The following is a 21,521-nucleotide window of genomic DNA, read 5'->3' as shown; positions in this document are numbered from 1 at the left end:
CCTTAGCACTCCACCACGTTAACTGCCAGGCCACCGCGTGAGGTTTCTTTATATTGGGATTTCATGTCGGCGCCAGTCTGGCGCATGGTTTCAATCACCATGTCCAGTGTCACATGGTGTGTGCCGTTGCCATGCATGGCAAGCCGTGAAGCGTTGATTGCCTTGTTGCCGCCCATGGCATTGCGCTCGATGCAGGGGATTTGAACCAACCCGCCGACAGGGTCGCAGGTAAGACCCAGATTGTGCTCCATGCCGATCTCGGCGGCGTTCTCGATCTGGGCCACCGTGCCACCCATCACGGCGGTAAGCCCACCTGCCGCCATCGAACACGCCACGCCTACTTCGCCCTGGCAACCAACCTCGGCGCCCGAGATGGAGGCGTTTTCTTTGTACAAAAAGCCGATGGCAGCGGCAGTGAGTAAAAAATCCACCACGCCGTCTTCAGACCAGCCCGGGATAAACGTGCGGTAATAGCGCAACACGGCGGGCAGCAGGCCCGATGCCCCATTGGTGGGGGCCGTGACCACCCGGCCGCTGGCGGCGTTTTCCTCGTTGACAGCCATGGCATACAGATTGACCCAATCCATGGCAAACATCACATCGTCCGGATTGACCGGTGCGGGTGCCCGCGTACTGCCCGGCTCGCGTGAGCGCGATTTGGACAGTAGTTCCTGATACAGCGCGGGCGCCCGGCGCTTTACCTTAAGCCCGCCCGGCAAAATGGCATCTGGCAGCGACCCCTGCAGCCCGCAGCCGCGGTCGATGGCATCGTCCATGACCCGCGCAATGCGCAGCACACCCGCCCGCACTTCGGTGGTGGGCCGCAAGGTGGCTTCGTTGGCCATCATCAGCTGTGCAATGGTGAGATTGTGCCGGGCACATTGCGCCATCAACTCATTGGCGTGCGCAAACGGGTAGGGCATGGGCTCGTGCTCGGGTACGGTTTCATCTGTTTCGATGCTGTCCAGTGCGCGGATAAACCCGCCGCCAATCGATACGTAGCGCTCATCCAGAAGCGGTGCCCCCTGTGCATCTAGAGCAATAAAACGCATCCCGTTGGGGTGCTCAGGCAGCGGCTGTACCCGCCCGGAGAATACGGTTTTAGGGTCAAAGGCAATGCTGTGCCGATGCCAGAGCCTTAACTGCCCGGTTTGCGTAACCTGGTCCATCAGCCCGCTGATGGCGGCGGGATCCACGGTATCGGGGGCCTCGCCCATCAAGCCCAGCATGATTCCCATATCGGTGCGGTGCCCAGCACCGGTTTCGGCCAGCGAGCCATATAAATGGATGGATAGCCTGGCCACCTTATCCAGCACCTGACGATCTTGCAAATTGCGCGCAAAGTTGCGTGCTGCACGCATCGGACCCACCGTGTGCGAGCTGGACGGCCCAATGCCGATCTTGAAAATATCAAACACAGATAAAGCCATGGTGCCCCCAAAAACCCCACAGTTGAAGGTGTGAAACCGCAGTTGATGGTAAGTACACCTGACAATAGGGGTACTTACCCTGGCGTGACTGGCTCGCAAATTGAGGCCGGCACGACACCCACCTTGGATGGCTTACGATTCTAGACATTTGCCATAATCTATCTTGCATAAATGCGACATCTTTTATGTATAAATATTATTCTTAAGGGTAAATTTAGTATCTGGGTAAGTTCTATTTCGGTACGGGCGATTTTATTTAGAATAATAAGGACATAAATAAGAGATAAATGAATAATAACGACATCAATGATATGCTTGTCAATCCAACAGACAGCCCTCCCCCCATCTTGCTGCGAATGGGCTTTGTGTTGTTGCCGCAATTTGCCATGGGGGCACTGGCGGCTTTTGCAGATTTATTGGGCATGCTGGATTCCCAAACCGATGCTGATGGGCCCTGCGCCTGGGAAGTTGTGGCCGATACCCTGATTCCCGTGCGCTCCGCCAGTGGTGTGCAAGTAACACCCACCCATTTGTCCGGAAATCCGGCCCGCTTTGATTACATTGTTGTGGTGGGCGGCCCGCAGGCTCCTGCGGGTGGTTACTCGCCCGGCCTGATGTCCTGGTTGCGCCAGGCCGCTAAGGCGGGCTGCCATATTGTTGCCCTGGCCAACGGCGTGTTTGCCACGGCTCAGGCGGGCGTGATGGCGCAGCATCGCTTGTGTATGCCCGGCGGGCTATATCGGCAATTTTTGGCCGCCTATCCATCCTGGCCACTTGAGGCCCTGGTCACCGACAGACCCACAGTGTTCGACCGCCGCCGGATCAGCTGCGCCGGCGGCCCCGCCGTGGTGGACGTTGCCGCCCGCATCCTGGCGCGCCACCTGCCCATGGCCGATATTCAGCGTGCTCTACGTGGCTTGCAGATCCAGACAGGAGAATCTCACAGCCAGGTACAGCCACCGCCTGCCGGGGTGCCTGCAGATAGCCCGCCCGCCGTGCGCCGCGCCATGCTGCTGATACAGCAATATGCCGGCCAGTCTCTTACGCTGGCCCAGTTGGCCAGCCACGTGGGTGTATCACCCCGCCAGCTGCAGCGCCTGTTTAGCCAGCACCTGCACACCAGCCCCCAGGCATGCGCCCGCGAGGCCCGCCTGCAGCAGGCCTGCTGGCTGCTGCGCGAAACCGACAAAAGCATTGCAACGGTTGCTTCTGATTGCGGGTTCTCGGACGCCGCCCACATGGGGCGCAGTTTCAAGGCCAGTTATGGTCGCAGCCCCGGTGCCTGGCGCCGCCAGGAGACAAAACCAAAAAACACCGTATAATGGCCATCCGTTTCCGGGTTGGCATTCAGCCATCCCGACCCTGCCCGGGTGGTGAAATTGGTAGACGCAGGGGACTCAAAATCCCCCGCCGCAAGGCGTGCCGGTTCGATTCCGGCCCCGGGCACCAGAATTTAAAAGGCCGTTTCTGTTTTGAATAGATGAACTGCACCCCAAAAGTTGGACATCGATCCAACCTTTGGGGTGTTTTTCATGACGAAGTACGATGAGCAATTCAAGCTGTCCGTAGTACAACGCTACGAACAGGGGACGGACAGCGTCATGTCTGTCGCGCACCGCTATGGTCTTGACCATGCAATGGTGAGACGCTGGATCCAAGCCTATCAGCACCATGGCTTAGAAGGCCTACGCAAGAAGTTCAGCCACTACGACGCGGAATTTAAATTGTCCATATTGCGCCGCATGCAACAAGAGAGTCTGTCGGCGACCCAGGCGATTGCTCTGTTCAATATTCGAGGTGGAGCAGGCGTCATTACGGATTGGCAACGTCGGTATCATGAGCAGGGTCTGGCTGGATTACAGCCCAAACCTCGAGGCCGCCCGAAGAAGATGCCTGTACCTGAATCGTCCAAACCGATCAATCCGCTACCGGATGATGCACGCTCACGCGAAGACCTAGTCAAAGAGGTTCAGTATCTGCGTGCGGAGGTGGCTTACCTAAAAAAATTGCGGGCCTTGCTTCAGGCCAAAGAGCAAGCTGCGCCGAAAAAGCGCAAATAGTGCTCAAACTGAGGCAAGGCCATGCATTGGTGATGTTGCTAAAGGCCGCCGGTCTGTCACGCAGTACGTTCTACTACCAGGCCCGGGCGCTACAGGCTGAAGATCAGCACGCCGGGTTGAAAGCGCGTATCCGTGCCGTGTATGAGTATCACAAGGGGCGCTATGGTTACCGACGCATCACAGCGACGCTGCGCCAGGCGGGGGAGATGGTCAACCACAAGACGGTTCAACGCCTAATGCAGGTGCTGGGGCTGAAGTCGCTGGTGCGACCGAAGAAATACCGCTCCTACAAGGGACAGCAGGCTAAGGTTCCTAACATCCTGTCGCGCCAATTCCAGGCGCAGCAACCTAACCAGAAATGGGTCACCGATGTGACCGAGTTCAATGTCCGGGGTGAAAAGCTCTATCTCTCGCCGATCATGGACCTCTATAACGGCGAAATTGTTTCCTACACGATGCAGCGCCGGCCCCGCTTCGCACTTGTGAGCAGCATGCTCAAAAAGGCTATCGATAAGCTCTCTGGCAAGGATGCCCCCCTCTTGCACTCCGATCAAGGCTGGCAGTATCAGATGACGGCATATCAGCACCAGCTCGCAGAGCACAGCCTGATCCAGAGCATGTCACGCAAGGGGAACTGCCTGGACAATGCCGCCATGGAAAGCTTCTTCGGCACACTGAAGTCGGAGTTCTTCTATCTGAACCGCTTCGAGAGCATTGAGCAATTGCAGGCCGGTATCTGCCAGTACATCCACTACTACAATCACGAACGCATCAGGACAAAACTAAAAGGCCTGAGTCCGGTTCAATACCGAAATCAGGCCTTGGCCACTTAACCCTCGACGGTCCAACTTTTGGGGGTCAGTTCAAGAGACGGCTTTTTTGTTTTCTATGGCTGTATCCTGTAAGCTTTTTCGGTCGCCCAAAGGATGATTAGCCGAGCATGCGTTATTGGTGGGTCAATCAGAATCAAACTTACCGCCATGAAGTGCCAGGCGGTTATCTTTGGTCGCCCAAACGTAAAGCAAACCAAGCGCAGAACCCGTTCTATGACTTCATGCGTGAGGTCATGCCGGGCGATATCATCTTTTCTTTCAGCAGTACCAATATCCGCGCAATCGGGATTGCAGCTTCACATGCCTACGAAGCCCCGAAGCCCCTCGAGTTTGGCCAGGCTGGGGCTTACTGGGACAACATCGGTTGGCGTATTGATGTGAAATTCCATGAGCTTCGATTACCAACCAGGCCTGCTGATCACATGGCAGTGCTGGCACCGCTGCTGCCCAGGAAATACGCACCACTTCAACCCAACGGCGCCGGCCTGCAAAGCGTTTACCTGACACGCCTTCCAGAAACGTTTGCAGTAGTGCTTATCGATTTGCTAGGTGCTGAGGCACATAGTTTAGTGATGGGATATTCTCTCGCCGAAGAACAGCCAATGTATACGGCCACAGGAGTCGGGCTTGTGCAATGGGAGGAGCACGAACTAAGCCAGGTGCAGGCAGACGCGACACTGATTGAAACTGAGAGGGAAGCGATCGTTCTTGCGCGTCGCGGGCAAGGATTGTTCAAGCAGCGCGTCATGGCATTGGAGCATGCCTGCCGTATTACGGGTGTGGATCGTGAAGAGCACTTACGGGCCAGTCATTGCAAGCCCTGGCGTGACGCCAATAACGAAGAGCGACTGGACGGTGAAAATGGGTTGCTTTTGACGCCCAGCATGGACCATCTGTTCGACCGGGGATTTATTGGGTTTGACGGCAACGGTCAGACCATTGTGTCGCCTGTGGCCCATCAAGCGTCATTGGTCCGGATGGGATTGGATCCAAAGCGCCTGCCCAATGTCGGGTCTTTTTCCAGCGGGCAGCGCAAATATCTGGAATATCATCGCGAAAATGTACTGCTTGTGTCCAGGTTTCTGGATCATTTATAACAAATCCGACAGCACGCAAAACAGCGTCTTCTCACCGGGGTTGGCCCGGCGAGCGACCGCCACCCCGCGTCGGAGAAGAATGTTCAAGTTCGCTGCAGATTACGTCAGCAACAGATCGCATGGTTGGGCCCGTGCCACGGTTCCGAATGCAACCGGGGCGGTCGCCCTAGCAGCAGACATCTCCACCGTCACCGCGACCGATATGCAATGAGCGTGTGTTCTGGTGGCAGTTCAAGAAAGAGAGGCGCATGCAATGAATCTTGTATCTAAACATCGGTCTGGGCCGGAGGCATTGGTGCTGGGCTTTATCGGCGCCGGCCGCTTGGCACGGGCCATGGCATTGGCCCTGCAGCAGGCTGGGCTGCCCGTGGCGCGGGTGGGCAGCCGCAGCGCGGAAGGTGCCCGCGCCACGGCCGCGATGCTGCAGGATTGCCTGCCTTGCGACCCACAAGACGTGGCCGATCACTGTGATCTGGTCTTTATCACGACGCCGGATGCCGCAATCGCTCGGGTGGCCGAATCCCTGAGCTGGCACACGGGCCAGGGGGTGGTGCATTGCAGCGGCGCGACGCCCGTGGCGGTGCTGCAGCCGGCCGCCGCCGCAGGCGCGTTGATCGGTGGTTTTCATCCCATGCAGGCCTTCGGTGCCGATCCGCAGGCGGCGGTGCGCAGCCTGCCGGGTTGCACTGTGGCAATCGAAGCGGCCGAACCGCTGCTGGATATCCGGCTGCATGAGCTGGCACAGCGCTTGGGATGCGCAGGCCTGACCTTGCCGCCGGGCGTGCGGGCGCGCTATCACGCTTCGGGGGGTTATGCCTCGCAGCACGTACATGTACTACTGGCCGAGGCCGTGCGTCTGTGGCAGTCCTGGGGGGCGACGGAGCAGCAGGCGCTGGATGCCTTGCTGCCTCTGCTGCGCGGGACGTTGGCGTCGCTGGCCCGCAGTGGGGTTGCGGACGGCATGCCGGGCCCGATTTCGCGCGGGGATGCCGGCACCGTGCGTCAGCACCGGCAGGCGCTGCAAGCGGTGGATCCGGATATGCGCGATCTGTATGATCGCCTGTGCGTGCGCGGGGTTGCCCTGGCCCGGACGACGGGTCGGCTGGATGCGGCCCAGGCTAGGCTGCTGGAACAGACGCTGGATGCGCCGCTCGATCAGAACGAATAACGTTTGCTCAATTTTCTGTCTGACGCGCGTTGCTTGTTGCTGTGGGCTTCGGAATCAACCTTGCAGCGTAATCACAAACTGCTGCGTTCTGGGATCTTGCGGATGCTTAAAGAGTTCCTGCGATGGGCCTGATTCGACAATAGTACCGTCTTCCAGAAACATGGTCTGGCGGGCGATCTGGGCGGCCAGCCGTAGATCGTGGGTGGCCATCAGCATGGTCATGCCTTCTTCGGCAAGGTCGCTCAGCACGGCCACAACCTCGGCTGCCAGGCTTGGATCCAGGGCAGAGGTTGGTTCGTCGCATAGCAGCACGCGTGGCTCGGGTGCCAGGGCGCGGGCAATTGCCACGCGTTGTTGCTGGCCGCCCGACAAGCTGGCGGGCCAGGCGTCGGCCTTGTCGCGCAGACCTACTTTGTTCAGCAGTTCGCAGGCGCGTGTGTAGGCTTTTTCGCGCGGCCAGTGCTTGACGGTGATCAGGCCTTCCATCACGTTCTGGATGGCGGTCTGGTGGGGGAACAATTGAAAGTTCTGGAACACCATGCCAGTTTGCTGGCGGATGCGCTGCACGGCGGGCCGGTTGGGATGCCGTCCTGCCTGAAAATCAATGCTTTCAGTGCCGATGGTGACCGTGCCTTCGTCGGGGGTTTCCAGCAGGTTCACACAGCGCAGCAGCGTGCTCTTGCCGCTGCCCGAGGGGCCGATCAGCGCCGTGACCTGACCTTCGTCGATCGCCACGCTGACGCCTTTTAAGACTTCATGTCCGCCGAAGGATTTGCGGATGCCTTGCATCTGGATCATCGCTGGCCCTCCGAAAAGACGGCATGCTGGCTGAAATGGCGTTCCAACCTTGTTTGCGCACTGGACAGGAAAGAGCACAGCACCAGGTAGATCAGGGCGGCTTCCGTGTACAGGATCAGCGGTTCGTAGGTAACAGACGCAATACGCTGTGCTGCCTGGAAGATTTCGGGTACGGTGATGACGGCTGCCAATGAGGTGTCCTTGACCAGCGAGATGAAGGAATTGGCCAACGGCGGCACTGCCACCCGGGCTGCCTGCGGCAAGATCGTGCGCCGCAGTGCCTGGGCGCGGGTCATGCTCAGGGAATAAGCGGCATCCCATTGTCCACGAGGAATGGCCTCGATGGCCCCGCGGATGACTTCTGCGTTGTAGGCGCCGACGTTCAGCGAGAAGCCGATCAGGGCGGCGGGCAGCGGATCGAGAACAAAACCGATGCTGGGCAGACCATAGAAAATGACAAACAGTTGCACCAGCAGGGGCGTGCCCCGAATCAGCCAGATATAGAAGCGCACCAGGGCCACCAGCGGCGGAGGCCCAAACAGGCGCACAATGGCGGCCAGGAAAGCCAATGCCAACCCTATCAGGAAAGACAGGATTGCCAGTGGTACTGTGAATTGAATCCCTCCGACCAGCAGCGGCCAGAGGGAGTTTGCCATCAGATGCAGCCAGTCTGGCACGGTCGGGTGCTCCTTGCGGATCGTGTCGCAGTATAAATCACCAAGCTTACTTCACTCGTGAGGACAGATCGGTGCCGAAGTAGCGTTCTGAGATGGTCTTGTAGGTGCCGTCTGCACGGATGGCGTCCAGCGCCTTGTTGACAGCGGCTTTCAGGGCCGGCTGATCCTTGCGCATCAGCACACCCGATTGGCTGAATTCGGCGCTGGTGTCTGTGGCCACAACCCGAACCTTGGCGGCTGGTTGCTGCTTCTTGAAGTCTAGAAAGGACAGCTCGTCATTGATGGTGGCGTCCACCCGCCCGGAGGTTAGCAGCGCGATGGCGTCGTTGAAGCCTTGCACCGGCACGACTTCAGCCCCGTATTTCTGTGCCAGCTTGCCAAAGTTGCTGGTGATGGTGTTGGCCGAGCGCTTGCCTTTCAGATCCTTGAAGTTGTGGATCGAGGTGTTGTCGTCGCGGACGATGAGTGCAGCAGCCGAAGAAATATACGGCTTGGAAAAATCGTACTTGGCCTGGCGTTCTGCCGTGATGCCCACCTGGTTGATGACAACATCGTAGCGGTTGACGTTTAGTCCGGCGATCAGGCCGTCCCATTTACCTTCAACAAACTCTGCCTTGACGCCCAGTTGCTTGGCGATGGCACGACCGATGTCTACGTCGAAGCCCACCAGCGCGTTGTCTTTCTGATTGTGAAAGGAAAACGGCGCGTAGGTGCCCTCGGTGCCGATGCGGATGACGCCGGCCTTCTGGATGGCGGCCAGATCATTGGTGGCAGCCTGGGTGGTGGGTGCCATTGTCAGCAAGGGCAGGGCGGCAGCCAGAATGAGTGCGGAAAGTTTTTTCATGAGCAGGCCTCGGTAGTAGAAACCCCGCCGCCCGGAAGGGAAGGCCCAGACGGCGGGGTTTAATCGGTTCCGTTATATCAACGGCATTTATTATGGTTTTTTATTCTATCCAGACTGCCGGGTGGCTGCAAAGCTTTTCAGATCTTAAGCATATGGCAAGGGGTTATTTGATCTCGTCAGCGGGCAGGATCACAACCCGGTTATTGGCCAGAAAATAATAGAGGATGCCGGCCAGGGGCGCGCCGATGAACCAGCCGAAGTCCTTGATCTCGGAGAAAGCTGGCAGCAGTGCCACGCTGAGTGACACGATGGCGGATGGAATCAGGGCATACAGGGCGTAGTGGCTGATACCTTTGTTGAAGTAATAGATGGATTCTGGCGTCGGCAGATACATGTGCCGGATGCTGAATTTCTGCTTGCGGATCAGGTAGTAGTCGACGACCAGGATGCCGAAGAACGGCCCCAGCAGGGCGCCCAGGCTGCCCAGGAAGTAGCCCACAATCACCGGATTGTTGAAGTAGTTCCAGGGGGTGACGATGATTGAAACGATGGCGGTGATCAGGCCGCCCGTGCGGAAGCTGATGCGCCGTGGATTGATATTGGAAATATCAAAGGCCGCCGAGACGAAATTGGCGACGATGTTGACGCCGATGGTGGCAAAGACGAAGGCGGTCGTGAAGACATAGAACATTACCGAATTGTCGACGTGCTCAAGAAGGATGCCGGGATCCTTGATTTGGCTGATGTCGGCGTTCAGTACCTGGGCAGCGGCGGCTGTTGTCACCACGGAGGTGATGGCGAATGCTGTCCAGTTGATGGGCAGGCCCCAGGCGCAGCCGGAAATGATGGACTTCCGATCTGGGGAATACCGGGCGAAGTCAGAAAAATTCAGCATCAATGTGGCCAGTGTCCCGACGGTCTGCGCCATGGTAATCAGGATGTTGCGCATTTGCGCATCCCCCGAAACCTTGGTGCCGTTGGGGCCGGTGAACCAGTCAAACGACCAGTTTGCCTTGGACAGGAAGTAGAACATCAGCACCAGCATGACGATCCAGATCACAGGGCCGGCCAGGCCCTGGAAGTGGCGGACAGCTTCCATGCCTCTGCGTACGATTATCAACTGGATGACGGAGAGCGCCAGAAAGCAGATCCAGCCGCCGAGGGAAAGATTCAGGAAGCTGGCGGAGGTATCCAGGCTGAGCTCGCGGAAGCCCGGGATGGCCCGGGATAGCAGGGCATTCAGGGCAATGGAGGCCAGATAGGTTTGCACACCGTACCAGGCGATGGCGACGATGCCTCGCACGACGGCCGGGATGTTGGCGCCCCAAATCCCCCAGGTGATGCGGCTGATGACCGGGTACGGGGTGCCGGTAGACTGGCCCATGAAGCCCGACAGGCAGCATCCTGCCAGAATGATCAGGGAGCCCAGGAAAATGCCTAGCGTGATGTCGAAGGCCGACATGCCCAGGCCGACGAACAAGCCGGCTGCCCATGTGTAGTTTCCCGCATTGTGGGCATCGTTCATCCACAGGGAAAAGAGTTGGTAGCTGTTCCATTTGCGGTGGGACGGATGGGCGGGAGCAAGATCCTCGTTGTACAACCGGCCAGTGGGGTCCTGGGCGGAGAGCTCCTGGTTGGAGGGGGCGTTGGAAATTTCCTGTGACGACATGAGCTTCTCTTTAGAGAAATTGAGCCATCGTGCAACTGGCTGGAAAGGGGGGGTGGTTTTGTGCGTTGCTGAAAGATCAGGAACTCAGGGGCCAACCGCGCAGTTGTTTCGGGCGGGCGGGGGCATAGGTACGGATTTTTGATGTGCTGAGTTTCATGCGGATCAGGCCTTCGGCCAGCGTGACGGCGGATGCGACCCCATCCACAACCGGAGCGCCGGTTGCTTGTGCCACGGCCTCGTTCAGGCCGGCCATGCCGCCGCAGCCCAGGCAGATGACTTCTACACCGTGCGCGCGAACGATATGCTGGGCCTTCTCGATGATGGTGGCGATTGTCCGGGCGTGATCCTGTTCCAGTTCCAGGACGCTTAGGCCGGTGGCGATGACGGCGCTGCAGCGACGATCCAGGCCTGCCAACAGCAGGCGGTCTTCGATCAGGGGCACGGTGCGATCCAGTGTGGTGACCACCCCAAATTTGTGTCCCAGCAGGCCGGCTGTAAGGGCGGCAGCCTCGGTGATGTCCACAACGGGGACGTTCAGCGCTTCCTGCAGGGCTTCACGTCCGTGCTCGCCGAATCCGGCCTGGATAACGGCATCGAAGGGCTTGGGATATTTCAGCACGCAGTCCAGTACCCCCAGCGCAGCCAGGTAGCTTTCGACGTTTCCTTCGCAGGATTCCGCCCCGAAAGTTGGTGTCAAACCGACAATCTCTGTGCCCGCAGCTGCGGTGGCACGTGCCGAGGCGACGATGGAATCCGTCATGGCTTGGGTGGTGTTGACGTTGACGACAAGAATACGCATGTCCTGACTCCAGAGTCAGTTGTGTAAGTACTCACACTGACATTTAAAGATATATGTTAATTATGATGTAACGTATAATAAAGCTGAATGTTCTATCCATAGCCTAGGGGTTTCCCTGAAATGAGCCCAAGAAAAAGTACTGGAGATCTACTGCTGGCCGATCAGGCTTTCCTGGCATTCAAGCAGTTGCTGCTGCGGGGAGACGTCCGTGCGGGGCAGATGGTATCGATCGCAGAACTGGTCGAACGATCCGGCTACCCCCTGGCACCTGTGCGGGAAGCCGTCAAACACGCAGAATCCGTGGGTCTGGTGAAAATCCTGCCCAAGCGCGGGGTGTTGGTCATCGAACCAACCCCGGACACCATCCGGGCCTGTTTTCATTTGCGCTGCATGATGGATCAGGAAGGGGCCAGGGTCTTGTCCACCCGCCCGAATAAAGACGATTTGCAGGCATTGCGCGAGGAACACGCCGTGGTGCGTATCCGGGCAGAAGAAGGCATTACTCCACAACTGCAGCGCCAGGCCATGGAAGTCGACTGGAAACTGCATCTGGCCCTGGCCGATGCCCTGGGCAACCCGCTTGCGGCCCGTGTCTATGCCAGCAACCATGACCGCATCACCGTGCTGCAGCTCTCGCGCCGCTTGTTGCCAGAACGCATCATCCCGGCAATGGACGAACATTTGCAGATTCTGGATGCTGTTCTGCAGGGGCGGGAAGAGGCCGCCATGCAGGCGGTTCGCGGGCACTTGGCAGGCACTCTGCGCTGGTGGGGCGTGAATGTGCTGCATAGCCGGGATGCGGTACTGATCCAGGGATAGGTCGGCGAAGTTGATGATCCCGCTGGCCGCAATGGCTAGCAGAGCCGATATTGAGCCCGCTTCGCCGGAGGCTCCCGGGTTGCCGCGTAGAAGGTCTTATTGCTTCGCGCGCGCCAGGATGTATCGCAGCACCATTTTGTCGCGTTGCGCGGCAAGATCCTGGTTGTCGGCGTTTGCAAGCACGTGCTTCATCCCGGCTTCAAGCGTATCAACGGCTGCGGGTGTCAGATCGGGTGATCCGAGATCGTTCCACCAGTTTTCCACGTGGCTGCCGAGATGGTCGCAGAATGCACGGATTCCGCCTGCGCCCCCGCCCAGGTGAAAGAGAGTTGTTGGGCCAAACGCCGCCCATCTCAGGCCTGGGCCATAGGCAACGGCTTTGTCGATGTCTTCAACGCTGGCAACACCTTCTTGTGCAAGGTGGATTGCCTCGCGCCAGACGGCAGCCTGGAGCCGGTTCGCAACGTGGCCGGGTACCTCTTTGTGCAACTGCACGCAGACCTTCCCGATGGATTGGTAGAAATCGATGGCACTTTGTAGCACGCCATCGTCCGTGTGTTTGTTTTCCATCACCTCCACCAGTGGTATCAAGTGGGGCGGGTTAAATGGGTGCGCCAGAATCAGCCGGCCGGGATGCTGGAAACCCGCTTGTAATTCGCTTAACCGGAGTCCGGAGGTTGACGTCCCGATAATGACATCAGGCTTCAGTTGGGGCTCGATGGCGGCATAGAGGACATGCTTGAGCTCGAGCCGTTCGGGGATACTTTCCTGAATGAAATCGGCGTCCTTTACAGCCTCTGCTGGATCGTTGATCAGCATTATTCGCGACATGTCACCCGCATGGTGCCAGCCCAATGCGGTCAGTGTCGCCGCGGTGCCTTGGACAAACTGTGCAAGCCTTTGTGGCATCTCGGGGGAGGGATCATAAATGGTCACGGTGCGGCCCGTGGCGGCAAAAAGTGCTGCCCAACTCAGGCCGATGGTGCCTGCACCCAATATCGTGATGTTCTGGTAGTTCATGATGTCATTGCCCTGTGCAGTCCTTCGTATACGGCAATGGTACTTCAGGCCTAACAGGCCGCACACACGCTCATGGCTTTGCCGTTTTGCTCGCGGGTGTGTTCTACCAGGTATTCCAGGAACACCCGAGAACGTTGCGGGATGAACTTGCGGCTGGGTAGGGCGGCGTACATGGCCAACCGGCCAGTGACCCACGGATGCAGGACACGAACCAGGGTTCCTTTGGTTAGGTAGGGTGCTGCGATATCCAGTGCGATCGATGTGATACCAGCCCCGTCGACCGCAGCGCGAAGCAATGTATCGGTGTGGTTTGCGATAAGCACCGGATCGATATTGGGTTCAATGATGCGATCAGGATTTGAATCCTGCCACATGCGCCAGGCCCGTAGCGGCCCGTCGATACGTTTGAGACGCAGGCAATCGTGGCCTGCCAGATCCTTGGGCGTTGCCGGCAACCCTTTGCGCGCGACATAGGCTGGTGAGGCAACCAGGATGACATCAGACGCAATGATTTTTCGGGCAACGATATCCGCATCAAAATTGACATCGGTTCCCAGCAAGGTGATGTCGTAATCTTCGATGGACGGGGCTCTGTGCGTCTCTACCTCTACATCAACCACGATATCAGGATAACGCTGGTGAAATGCCGATAGTAAGGGGGCGATCACATAGCTGGCCAGTACGGGTTGTGCGTGCACACGTAATCGGCCTGGCAGCTTGTTGGTGTGCTCACTGGCAAGGGCGTCAGCTTCGTCGATATCTTGCAAAATATGCCGTACGCGGGCCAGATATGCCTGACCAGCTTCTGTCAGGGACACCTGTCGGGTGGTGCGCTGGAAAAGCCGCGTGCCAAGGTGTGTCTCAAGCTCGGCCACCATACGTGTGACTGCCGGCGGCGAGATGTCCATGACACGGGCTGCTGCTGCAAAACCGCCTTCGTCGGCCACCTTTTCAAAAACTCGCATGGAAATCAAATGATCCATAGTGTTCTCCCTTATATGGGCGACCTCATTATTGTCTAATTCAGAATAGTAAATTCTAAATTTTGGTATTTATTCATTTATCAGGAAGTTTTAAAGTTACCACATCGACGAGCTAACGCAGTAAATCACTTGCTGAAGCTACTCAAGAATATTTCGTTTGGTACACCTAACTGATTGATGTAAAGGAAACTGATCATGACACGCACTCAAATCTCAGCCATTGCTCTTGCCTTCTCAGCCGTGTTTGCCGGCCAAGCCATGGCCGCCGACAACGCCCCCGTCACCCGCGACCAGGTCAAGGCCGAGCTGGCACAAGCCATCAGCACCGGTAACTACACCGTGGGCGAAGGCGCATACCGGCTGAACGAACTTTACCCAAATAATTATCCTGCACAACATGTTGCCGAAAAGACCCGCGCACAAGTTAAAGCTGAACTCGCAGAAGCCATCCGTACCGGCAACATTATGGTTGGTCAAAGTGGTGAGCGCCTGAACCAGCTGTTCCCGGAAAACTACCCTGCACAACATGTTGCCAGCAAGAGCCGCACGCAAGTCCAGGCAGAACTCACTGAAGCGATTCGTACCGGTAACATTATGGTTGGTCAAAGCGGCCAGCGCCTGAACCAGCTATTCCCGGAAAACTATCCTGCGTAAGGTAGCAGGCAAACATCGGAAGCAGCCCTGCGCTGGATAAATCGAAGCCGCCATCGGCGGTCGGCGCAGCAGCGGCTTCCCGGTATCAAATGCATCAAAAGAGGCGCCCGCGTGGCGCCTCGATCATAAGGAGCTGACATGGGACTTCTGATAGACGGAAAATGGCATGACCAGTGGTACGACACTGCCAGTACGGGCGGGCGTTTCGTACGCAGTGATGCACAGTTTCGTAACTGGGTGACGCCCGATGGCAGCGCCGGCCCGACTGGTACGGGTGGCTTCAGGGCTGAACCCGGCCGTTACCATTTATATGTGTCGCTGGCGTGCCCCTGGGCGCATCGCACCCTGATCCTGCGGACACTGAAAGGTCTGCAAAAAATGATCAGCGTGTCGGTGGTCAACCCGTACATGGGTGAGCGCGGCTGGACATTTGAGCCCGCCCCTGGTGTCGTGGCCGACCCCGTTGGGCAAGCGCATTACCTGTATGAAGTCTATCAGCGTGCCCGGCTGGACTACAGTGGGCGCGTCACTGTCCCGGTATTGTGGGATTTGCATCGCAACACCATCGTCAGCAATGAGTCGTCCGAAATCATTCGCATGCTCAACTCTGCCTTTGATGGTATCTGCGCCAGTGAAGGCGATTACGCCCCGGCAGAATTGCTGCCGCAAATCGATGCCATCAATGCCGAGGTCTATGATGCCGTCAACAATGGCGTCTACAAAGTAGGCTTTGCAACGGATCAGGTCGTCTACGAGCAGGAAGTCAAAAAGCTGTTTGCCTATCTGGACAAGCTCGAAATCATGCTGGGCCACCAACGCTATCTGGTGGGTGATCGCATCACCGAAGCCGACTGGCGCCTGTTTACCACGCTGATCCGCTTTGATTCGGTTTACCACGGACACTTCAAGTGCAACCTGAAGCGTTTGTCTGATTACGAGAACCTGTGGAGCTATACCCGTGGACTCTACCAGTGGGCTGGCGTAGCCGCGACGGTTAACTTTGACCACATCAAGCAGCACTACTACCGCAGCCACCCCACCATCAACCCCAACGGCATTGTGCCAAGCGGCCCCGTTCTGGATCTGGATCGTGCGCCAAATCGCAAGATAGCACCGTTGCAACCGCACGTATAAACAGGAGCTTACGTAAGCAACAGTCTGGCGTAGTAGGGCGGTTACGGCTTCAGTAGTATTTCAAAATCGTCGGACATTGCCGCTCTAACGCCCACCCCCTAAAACCCCAATCCGATCGCCAATCCTGCAGCCAGCACACCAAAGCCCACTACGCTGGCCATCAATGCAGCCAGTTCTTTGGGTTTGAACGCTTTGGCCACCATCGCCAGCGAGGGCAGGCTGATGGGCGGCAGGGTCATCAGCAAGGCTGCGGCAGGGCCGGCAGCCACGCCCAGTGACAGCATGGCTTGCACCATGGGCACTTCGCCTGCAGTGGGGATCACAAACAGCATGCCGACAACGGCGGCACCCACGATCCACAAGAGGCTGTTGTCCACGCTGATGTCGATCACCGGGAACAGCCAGGCGCGGGCTGCACCCAGCAGCAGCACCAAAATCAGGTATTCAGGCAGCAGGCGCATGGCCATGCCAGCAAATAGCCGTGCCCAGCGTTGCAGGATGGCTCCGGCGCGCATCGATTGTTCGGGCTCTTCTGGATCCATGGGTAGAGCTTCTTGCATGTCTGGCCGATCGGCCCCGCGGTTGATGCGGTTAAGCAACCATCCGAGGCTCAGTACCATGGCCAGCCCCAGCCCCAGGCGTAAGCCGGCCCAATGCCAGCCCAGCACAAATCCCATAAACACCAGAGTAGCGGGGTTCAGCATGGTATTGCCCAACCACCAGGCAACCGTGCTGCCAGGGCCTGCCTGGCAGCGGCGCATCCCGGCTACCACAGGGGCCGAGCAGCAGGTGCACATCATGCTGGGGATGGCCAGCAGGCCACCGGCCACCACGCTGCCCATGCTCAGGCCGCCCAGGCAGCGGCGTATCCACTGCGAGGGTAACAGGGCTTGCAGAGCTGATCCCAACAACAGGCCCAGCAGCATGGCTTGCCAGATGGCTTTGCCGTAGCGGATGGCATAATCCAGTGCGGCCTGCCAGGAGGCTGCGGGCACAGCACCATCAGCGCCCGCCAATATGGATGCTCCGATCGAATGGGTTTCGGCCGCAACAAAGCTGCGGTCGTAGTAGGGCGACCACTTCACAAAGTACAGGCCGATCGCGGCGATCAGGATAAAAACAATAATGCCCCAGGTAGGGTGTGGGGCGCGCAGAGAGGAGGTGTGAGTATGGCTCATGGTGGGGCGAATTTTACACCCCTAAACTCAGGCAGTATGCGGGCCAATACGCCAGGTATTGCGGCCTGGGTGGCCCGGTGTATCTAAGCAGGCCGTCCGCAGACCAGGTTGGCAGGTATGGCAATGTCCATCATTTTTGGGTTGGGCAGATTAAGGCCGTTCATGATCTGGATGTACTCATCCCGTGTTTTGCCTGCCACGCGTGGGTTGTGGTGCCTTTCTTCGCCAATCGACGAGGCGGTCCAGCCTTTGTAATCGTGGGCAGGGTACACGGTGGTGTGATCGGGCAAAGTGAACAGCTTTTGGGTGATCGAATCCCACGAGGCGCCAGGGTCGCCGTTTTGGAAATCGGTGCGGCCGCTGCCGCGGATCAGCAGGACGTCGCCTGTAAACACGGCACGGGGGCTGTCGGGGTCGAGAACAAAGCTGAAGGACTCGTTGGTATGGCCGGGGGTGTACAGCGCCTTGAGCTTGACGCCGTCAATGTCCAGGAGATCGCCTTCTTTGACGTGTGCAGAAACGCACTGGGCTTTTGAAAATTCGCTCATCAGCGTGATGCAACCCGTGAGTTCGCGCAGATCGCCCAGGCCCGTGATGTGGTCGGCGTGTGTGTGGGTGTCGATGGCCCTGACCAGGCGCAGATTGAGCTGTTGGATGGCAAGAATGTATTGCTCGACTTGTTCTTTGACGGGATCGATGAGAACGGCTTCACGCCCGATGGCACTGGCCAGCAGATAGGTATATGTACTGGAGGTAACGTCGAAAAACTGGCGGAACAGCATAATGGCGCACTCCAATATTTCTTGAAGAAATAGACATATATCTTATGAAAATATAGTATCGCACCAGAACCCAAGCTGCGACAGGCATTGTGCTGTGTACCTAAGCGCCAGCCAGAGATTCTGACGATATTTAATCCTGTAAATCAGCAGGTTGAGAGATCATCCCATGTCATTGTTACAATTGGGTGGGAATACGTCGCAACTGGTAGCCATCACAAAAGGCGTCACGCGTAACATGTAAGCACACTTCAAGGAGCTAAAAACCATGAAAATCACTCGCGCTTTGATGATCGCTGCCTTTTCGGCTGCGTCGGCTGTGATGCTGGCAGGTTGCTCGGTTGCGAACAATCAGGAAACAATGGGAGAGTACATTGATGGATCTGCGGTCACTGCGCAGGTTAAGGCCAAGCTGGCTGAAGATCCCATAACCTCTGCCACGGCCATTAATGTCAAAACCATGGATGGTGGTACGGTTCAGCTGTCTGGTTTTGTCAAAAACCAAAACGAAAAAGATCGTGCGGGCACAATTGCCAGTAGAGTCAAAGGCGTTACTTCAGTGCATAATAACCTCATCGTGAAGCCCTGATCTTCCGCCTGCTTTGGGGGCGCAAAAGATTATTGCGCCACTGCCAGTGACGCCTTTGCGGGCGTCACTTTTTTGGAGCTCCTATGTCCGTTCGTCTCGCGATTATTTATTACTCTACGTATGGCACCAATTACCAGATGGCGTCGATTGCAGCCGAAGCCGCGCGAGCAGCAGGTGCCGAGGTGCGTTTGATAAAAGCACCCGAAACCGCACCTGCCGCGGTGGTGGCCGGCCAAGAAGCCTGGAAAGCCCAGGCCGACAAAACCGCTGATGTGCCCGCCGCTACGGCTGCCGATATGGAATGGGCCAATGCATATCTGTTTTCGTGCCCCACGCGCTTTGGTGTGATGGCCAGCCAGATGCGTGCTTTTATCGATACCCTTGGTGGCCTGTGGGCAAAAGGTGGCCTGGCCAACAAGGCTATCTCGGCGATGTCCTCGGCGCAAAACGATCACGGTGGCCAGGAGGCTACTATCTTGTCGTTTTACGCCACTGTTTGCCATTGGGGCAGCATTGTCGTGGCCCCCGGGTTTACAGACCCCTCTATTTTCAAGGTAGGCGGTAATCCTTATGGCTACAGCCACACTCAGGGCAAGCCATTTACTGACGACGTGAAGGCCGCCATTGGCCACCAGGCACGCCGTCTGGTGCAGTTTGCAGAAAAACTGGCTTGATACAGCGGGCTTGTAAATAAGACAAGGGCCTCGCAAGAGGCCCTTGTCTTTGTTGCCGTTACCAGAGACTTTACTTGGCGGCGGCGCTATCGTCTTCGATCTTGGCTTCTTTCATCAGGCCTTTCTGATAGCTGGACAGCGCTTGCTGGCGCATCATTTCTTCGAGTTGAGGCTTGGCTTCCTCAAACGAAGGGAAAGCCACCGGGCGAACATCCTCTACCTGGATGATATGCCAGCCAAACTGGGTTTTCACCGGTTCGCTGCTGATGTCGCCTTTTTTCATGCTTTCAACTGCTTGGGCAAACTCGGGAACATAGTTGCTGGTGGGGCCCCAGCCAAGTTCGCCGCCGTTTTTACCGCTGCCCGTGTCGATGGAATCCTTTTTGGCCGCAGCTTCAAAGGTCACCTTTTTGGCTTTGATGGACTTAATCAGGGCCTTGGCCTGGGCTTCTTCCTTTACCAGGATATGGCGCAGCTTGTACTCTTTGTGATCGGCTTGTTCGGCCTTGATACTGTCGTATTCTTTTTGCAGATCAGCTTCGGTGACCGGATTGTCTTTCAGGTACTTGGCCATCAGGGCACGAACCAAAATGCTTTGGCTGGCCAGTTCGGTTTCCTGCTTCACTGCTGGGTCTTTATCCAGACCAGCCTTTTTGGCCGCTTGCACGGCCACCAGACGGTTGATCATCTCTTGCTTTACCTGATCGCGCAGCTGGGGTGAATCCTTGGCGCCCTGAGTAACCAGCAGGCTTACAAATTGGTCAAATTTTTCTTGAGAGATCCCCTGCCCGTTGACGGTGACGAGGTCTTTGGCATAGACGGGTAAAGCCAGCGAGCAAGCCAGCGCGACAACAGCGATACGTTTCATGAAAGTCCTTCTTTTGGGGTAGTGCCAGCCTCGATGGCCAGCGCGTGAATCGGATGGGGCATCAGATCCCGCACGCAATCATACACAAGCCGATGATGTGCGAGGGTTCCGAGCCCCTCAAATTGTTTGGACACGATTTGTACGCGAAAGTGCCGTGCGCCGTTTTTTGCGCCCGCATGGCCTGCGTGCAGATGGGATTCGTCGATCAGGTTTAACGCCTGTGGCGCCAGCGCTTGGAGTCGCTGATGCAGCAGCTGCGAAAGATCGGTGCCTGTCGCAGGCAGAGGCGGGGTGGGGCTCATGTGGGATCGTTGCTGTTGGCCGGGGCCTGGGTGTTGCTCGAGGCGTGATCGGCCTGAATGTGGCGGCCCAGCCAAACGGACTGCACCACCACAAACAGCAGCAGCAGGATCATCAGGCCAAACACCTTGAAATTGACCCACTGCGCTTCGGTAAAACGGCCGGAGAACGCCACGTACAAATTAAGCGCACCCGAAGCAATGAAAAACACAGCCCAGCTGTCGTTCAGGCGGCTCCAGGCGGCCTCGGGCAGGGCAACTTTATCGCCCATCAAACGACGCATCAGGTTGCGTCCCATAAACAGGCGTGCACCCAGCAAAATGCCGGCAAATAGCCAATACAGTACGGTGGGCTTCCATTTGATGAAGGTGTCGTCGTGAAACAGCAGCGTGGCGCCGCCAAAGATGACGATCACCGAGAGATTGATCCAGTGCGTGGGTTCGATGGCGCGATGCGTGAGCCGCAGCCATAAGATCTGGCCGATGGCTGCAGCCATGGCGGCCCCAGTGGCTACGTAGATGTCGGCAAATTTGAATGCGACAAAAAACAGGATCAGCGGGAAGAGGTCGAAAAGAAATTTTTTCATTCGGCCGGGATGAACTTGAGAGAAAGGGAGTTGATGCAATAGCGTAGGCCCGTGGGTGGTGGGCCATCCGGAAACACGTGCCCCAAGTGAGCGCCGCAATTGGCGCACAGGGTTTCGGTGCGTACCATGCCGTGGCTGGTGTCGCGTTCTTCGATGACGCAGCCGGGGCTGACAGGTTCGAAGTAGCTGGGCCAGCCGCAGCCTGCGTCGAATTTGGTATCGGACACAAACAGCGGAGTGTTGCAGCATACGCACACATAGGTGCCGGCCTGCTGGTTATCCCAGTAGCGGCCCGTGAAGGGACGTTCAGTGTGCTTGAGGCGGGTGACGGCGAACTCGTCTGCCGAGAGCTGCTGGCGCCAGTGGGCGTCGGTGTGTGTATCTTTATCCACAGAAACAGCCATGTACGTTTAAACCTGTAAGCTGCTTATGGTAAACGACTTTTTCAAGCTTGTCCCCCGTGGTCACGCCAGGTTGCATTTTGGGTGTCAGGGTTTGCATGGGCTGTATTGAGCAGCAAATTGCGGCAGCCTGCGATAATATGACCGCCGATTATGATTCA

Annotated in this window: 23 protein-coding genes and 1 tRNA gene; 10 read left to right on the top strand and 14 right to left on the bottom strand. The window is 57.4% G+C overall.

The window, feature by feature from the left end; genetic code table 11:
- Positions 1-2 precede the first annotated feature (2 nt).
- Positions 3-1,430 carry an L-serine ammonia-lyase gene (locus WA928_RS08795; protein WP_424302325.1) on the bottom strand — a complete coding sequence of 476 codons (1,428 nt, stop codon included), beginning with the start codon at positions 1,428-1,430 and terminating at the stop codon, positions 3-5.
- A gap of 287 nt (positions 1,431-1,717) precedes the next feature.
- Here WA928_RS08795 and WA928_RS08790 point away from each other — a divergent pair, with 287 nt between their 5' ends.
- The 5 genes from WA928_RS08790 (at position 1,718) to WA928_RS08770 (ending at position 6,588) form a co-directional block, all read left to right on the top strand.
- A complete protein-coding gene (locus WA928_RS08790; protein WP_424302322.1) occupies positions 1,718-2,752 on the top strand; it encodes a GlxA family transcriptional regulator in 1,035 nt (344 codons plus the stop codon).
- A gap of 42 nt (positions 2,753-2,794) precedes the next feature.
- Positions 2,795-2,879: transfer RNA gene (locus WA928_RS08785), tRNA-Leu, on the top strand.
- Between the two features lie 83 nt (positions 2,880-2,962).
- A protein-coding gene (locus WA928_RS08780) for an IS3 family transposase (RefSeq protein WP_424302319.1) occupies positions 2,963-4,323 on the top strand; the annotation gives its coding sequence in 2 pieces (ribosomal slippage) (positions 2,963-3,443 and positions 3,443-4,323; 1,362 coding nt in all).
- 107 nt (positions 4,324-4,430) lie between these two features.
- Positions 4,431-5,420, top strand: a complete 990-nt coding sequence (locus WA928_RS08775; protein WP_424302316.1) for an HNH endonuclease — start codon at positions 4,431-4,433, stop codon at positions 5,418-5,420.
- A 253-nt stretch (positions 5,421-5,673) separates the two neighbouring features.
- Positions 5,674-6,588, top strand: coding sequence for a Rossmann-like and DUF2520 domain-containing protein (locus WA928_RS08770; RefSeq protein ID WP_424302313.1), 915 nt, complete (start codon positions 5,674-5,676; stop codon positions 6,586-6,588).
- A 54-nt stretch (positions 6,589-6,642) separates the two neighbouring features.
- On the opposite strand, the gene WA928_RS08765 is transcribed toward WA928_RS08770, so the two are convergent.
- The 5 genes from WA928_RS08765 to WA928_RS08745 form a co-directional block, all read right to left on the bottom strand.
- Positions 6,643-7,386: an amino acid ABC transporter ATP-binding protein gene (locus WA928_RS08765; protein ID WP_424302310.1), complete on the bottom strand. Its 744-nt coding sequence runs from the start codon at positions 7,384-7,386 to the stop codon at positions 6,643-6,645.
- A complete protein-coding gene (locus tag WA928_RS08760) occupies positions 7,383-8,063 on the bottom strand; it encodes an amino acid ABC transporter permease (protein ID WP_417252361.1) in 681 nt (226 codons plus the stop codon). The genes WA928_RS08765 and WA928_RS08760 overlap by 4 nt, the downstream gene beginning before the upstream one ends.
- A gap of 46 nt (positions 8,064-8,109) precedes the next feature.
- Positions 8,110-8,907 carry an amino acid ABC transporter substrate-binding protein gene (locus WA928_RS08755; RefSeq protein WP_424302307.1) on the bottom strand — a complete coding sequence of 266 codons (798 nt, stop codon included), beginning with the start codon at positions 8,905-8,907 and terminating at the stop codon, positions 8,110-8,112.
- Between the two features lie 163 nt (positions 8,908-9,070).
- Complete coding sequence (locus WA928_RS08750; protein ID WP_424302304.1) at positions 9,071-10,576, bottom strand: NCS1 family nucleobase:cation symporter-1; 1,506 nt, start codon at positions 10,574-10,576, stop codon at positions 9,071-9,073.
- 76 nt (positions 10,577-10,652) lie between these two features.
- The gene (locus WA928_RS08745) at positions 10,653-11,375 is read right to left on the bottom strand and encodes an aspartate/glutamate racemase family protein (RefSeq protein ID WP_424302301.1); all 723 of its coding nucleotides are present in this window, start codon (positions 11,373-11,375) and stop codon (positions 10,653-10,655) included.
- Positions 11,376-11,495: 120 nt separating this feature from the next.
- Between WA928_RS08745 and WA928_RS08740 the strand changes: the two genes are divergently transcribed.
- On the top strand, positions 11,496-12,194 hold the full coding sequence (locus tag WA928_RS08740; protein ID WP_424302298.1) for a GntR family transcriptional regulator: 699 nt from the start codon (positions 11,496-11,498) through the stop codon (positions 12,192-12,194).
- Between the two features lie 96 nt (positions 12,195-12,290).
- On the opposite strand, the gene WA928_RS08735 is transcribed toward WA928_RS08740, so the two are convergent.
- The gene (locus WA928_RS08735; protein ID WP_424302295.1) at positions 12,291-13,214 is read right to left on the bottom strand and encodes a 3-hydroxyacyl-CoA dehydrogenase family protein; all 924 of its coding nucleotides are present in this window, start codon (positions 13,212-13,214) and stop codon (positions 12,291-12,293) included.
- Positions 13,215-13,264: 50 nt separating this feature from the next.
- The gene (locus tag WA928_RS08730) at positions 13,265-14,179 is read right to left on the bottom strand and encodes a LysR family transcriptional regulator (RefSeq protein ID WP_424302292.1); all 915 of its coding nucleotides are present in this window, start codon (positions 14,177-14,179) and stop codon (positions 13,265-13,267) included.
- Positions 14,180-14,392: 213 nt separating this feature from the next.
- Here WA928_RS08730 and WA928_RS08725 point away from each other — a divergent pair, with 213 nt between their 5' ends.
- Together WA928_RS08725 and WA928_RS08720 are read left to right on the top strand one after the other, a co-directional pair.
- Complete coding sequence (locus WA928_RS08725) at positions 14,393-14,851, top strand: DUF4148 domain-containing protein (RefSeq protein WP_424302289.1); 459 nt, start codon at positions 14,393-14,395, stop codon at positions 14,849-14,851.
- Between the two features lie 138 nt (positions 14,852-14,989).
- Positions 14,990-15,985 (top strand): glutathione S-transferase family protein, encoded by a 996-nt coding sequence (locus WA928_RS08720; protein ID WP_424302286.1) that lies wholly within the window; start codon positions 14,990-14,992, stop codon positions 15,983-15,985.
- A 98-nt stretch (positions 15,986-16,083) separates the two neighbouring features.
- Here the strand turns inward: WA928_RS08720 and WA928_RS08715 are convergent, their stop codons facing one another.
- Both WA928_RS08715 and WA928_RS08710 read right to left on the bottom strand, forming a co-directional pair.
- On the bottom strand, positions 16,084-17,163 hold the full coding sequence (locus WA928_RS08715; protein ID WP_424302283.1) for a permease: 1,080 nt from the start codon (positions 17,161-17,163) through the stop codon (positions 16,084-16,086).
- An 83-nt stretch (positions 17,164-17,246) separates the two neighbouring features.
- Positions 17,247-17,945, bottom strand: a complete 699-nt coding sequence (locus WA928_RS08710) for an MBL fold metallo-hydrolase (protein WP_424302280.1) — start codon at positions 17,943-17,945, stop codon at positions 17,247-17,249.
- A gap of 265 nt (positions 17,946-18,210) precedes the next feature.
- On the opposite strand from WA928_RS08710, the gene WA928_RS08705 reads away from it, so the two are divergent.
- Both WA928_RS08705 and wrbA read left to right on the top strand, forming a co-directional pair.
- Positions 18,211-18,531 (top strand): BON domain-containing protein, encoded by a 321-nt coding sequence (locus WA928_RS08705; RefSeq protein ID WP_417276429.1) that lies wholly within the window; start codon positions 18,211-18,213, stop codon positions 18,529-18,531.
- A gap of 83 nt (positions 18,532-18,614) precedes the next feature.
- The gene (gene wrbA, locus WA928_RS08700; RefSeq protein ID WP_350381925.1) at positions 18,615-19,205 is read left to right on the top strand and encodes an NAD(P)H:quinone oxidoreductase; all 591 of its coding nucleotides are present in this window, start codon (positions 18,615-18,617) and stop codon (positions 19,203-19,205) included.
- A 70-nt stretch (positions 19,206-19,275) separates the two neighbouring features.
- Here wrbA and WA928_RS08695 read toward each other — a convergent pair whose 3' ends face one another.
- From WA928_RS08695 to msrB, 4 genes are read right to left on the bottom strand one after another with little or no spacing between them, the layout of a single operon-like run.
- Positions 19,276-20,073, bottom strand: coding sequence for a peptidylprolyl isomerase (locus WA928_RS08695; protein WP_424302275.1), 798 nt, complete (start codon positions 20,071-20,073; stop codon positions 19,276-19,278).
- The gene (locus WA928_RS08690) at positions 20,070-20,375 is read right to left on the bottom strand and encodes a BolA family protein (protein WP_424302272.1); all 306 of its coding nucleotides are present in this window, start codon (positions 20,373-20,375) and stop codon (positions 20,070-20,072) included. The genes WA928_RS08695 and WA928_RS08690 overlap by 4 nt, the downstream gene beginning before the upstream one ends.
- Positions 20,372-20,959, bottom strand: a complete 588-nt coding sequence (locus WA928_RS08685) for a septation protein A (RefSeq protein WP_424302269.1) — start codon at positions 20,957-20,959, stop codon at positions 20,372-20,374. The genes WA928_RS08690 and WA928_RS08685 overlap by 4 nt, the downstream gene beginning before the upstream one ends.
- Positions 20,956-21,363, bottom strand: coding sequence for a peptide-methionine (R)-S-oxide reductase MsrB (gene msrB, locus WA928_RS08680; RefSeq protein WP_424302266.1), 408 nt, complete (start codon positions 21,361-21,363; stop codon positions 20,956-20,958). The genes WA928_RS08685 and msrB overlap by 4 nt, the downstream gene beginning before the upstream one ends.
- Between the last annotated feature and the right edge of the window lie 158 nt (positions 21,364-21,521).

It is taken from the genome of Castellaniella sp., assembly GCF_049651205.1.
In the GTDB taxonomy this organism is placed as follows: Bacteria; Pseudomonadota; Gammaproteobacteria; order Burkholderiales; family Burkholderiaceae_B; genus Castellaniella.
Note: the sequence above shows the minus strand (reverse complement) of the source record. Positions and strands in the feature narration are given on the sequence as shown.

Bases quoted from the DNA above. Each gene is read 5' to 3' on its own strand.
- WA928_RS08795 (WP_424302325.1), bottom strand. From the start codon at position 1,430: ATGGCTTTATCTGTGTTTGATATTTTCAAGATCGGCATTGGGCCGTCC.
- WA928_RS08790 (WP_424302322.1), top strand. From the start codon at position 1,718: ATGAATAATAACGACATCAATGATATGCTTGTCAATCCAACAGACAGC.
- WA928_RS08775 (WP_424302316.1), top strand. From the start codon at position 4,431: ATGCGTTATTGGTGGGTCAATCAGAATCAAACTTACCGCCATGAAGTG.
- WA928_RS08770 (WP_424302313.1), top strand. From the start codon at position 5,674: ATGAATCTTGTATCTAAACATCGGTCTGGGCCGGAGGCATTGGTGCTG.
- WA928_RS08765 (WP_424302310.1), bottom strand. From the start codon at position 7,386: ATGATCCAGATGCAAGGCATCCGCAAATCCTTCGGCGGACATGAAGTC.
- WA928_RS08755 (WP_424302307.1), bottom strand. From the start codon at position 8,907: ATGAAAAAACTTTCCGCACTCATTCTGGCTGCCGCCCTGCCCTTGCTG.
- WA928_RS08750 (WP_424302304.1), bottom strand. From the start codon at position 10,576: ATGTCGTCACAGGAAATTTCCAACGCCCCCTCCAACCAGGAGCTCTCC.
- WA928_RS08745 (WP_424302301.1), bottom strand. From the start codon at position 11,375: ATGCGTATTCTTGTCGTCAACGTCAACACCACCCAAGCCATGACGGAT.
- WA928_RS08740 (WP_424302298.1), top strand. From the start codon at position 11,496: ATGAGCCCAAGAAAAAGTACTGGAGATCTACTGCTGGCCGATCAGGCT.
- WA928_RS08735 (WP_424302295.1), bottom strand. From the start codon at position 13,214: ATGAACTACCAGAACATCACGATATTGGGTGCAGGCACCATCGGCCTG.
- WA928_RS08730 (WP_424302292.1), bottom strand. From the start codon at position 14,179: ATGCGAGTTTTTGAAAAGGTGGCCGACGAAGGCGGTTTTGCAGCAGCA.
- WA928_RS08725 (WP_424302289.1), top strand. From the start codon at position 14,393: ATGACACGCACTCAAATCTCAGCCATTGCTCTTGCCTTCTCAGCCGTG.
- WA928_RS08720 (WP_424302286.1), top strand. From the start codon at position 14,990: ATGGGACTTCTGATAGACGGAAAATGGCATGACCAGTGGTACGACACT.
- WA928_RS08715 (WP_424302283.1), bottom strand. From the start codon at position 17,163: ATGAGCCATACTCACACCTCCTCTCTGCGCGCCCCACACCCTACCTGG.
- WA928_RS08710 (WP_424302280.1), bottom strand. From the start codon at position 17,945: ATGCTGTTCCGCCAGTTTTTCGACGTTACCTCCAGTACATATACCTAT.
- WA928_RS08705 (WP_417276429.1), top strand. From the start codon at position 18,211: ATGAAAATCACTCGCGCTTTGATGATCGCTGCCTTTTCGGCTGCGTCG.
- wrbA (WP_350381925.1), top strand. From the start codon at position 18,615: ATGTCCGTTCGTCTCGCGATTATTTATTACTCTACGTATGGCACCAAT.
- WA928_RS08695 (WP_424302275.1), bottom strand. From the start codon at position 20,073: ATGAAACGTATCGCTGTTGTCGCGCTGGCTTGCTCGCTGGCTTTACCC.
- WA928_RS08690 (WP_424302272.1), bottom strand. From the start codon at position 20,375: ATGAGCCCCACCCCGCCTCTGCCTGCGACAGGCACCGATCTTTCGCAG.
- WA928_RS08685 (WP_424302269.1), bottom strand. From the start codon at position 20,959: ATGAAAAAATTTCTTTTCGACCTCTTCCCGCTGATCCTGTTTTTTGTC.
- msrB (WP_424302266.1), bottom strand. From the start codon at position 21,363: ATGGCTGTTTCTGTGGATAAAGATACACACACCGACGCCCACTGGCGC.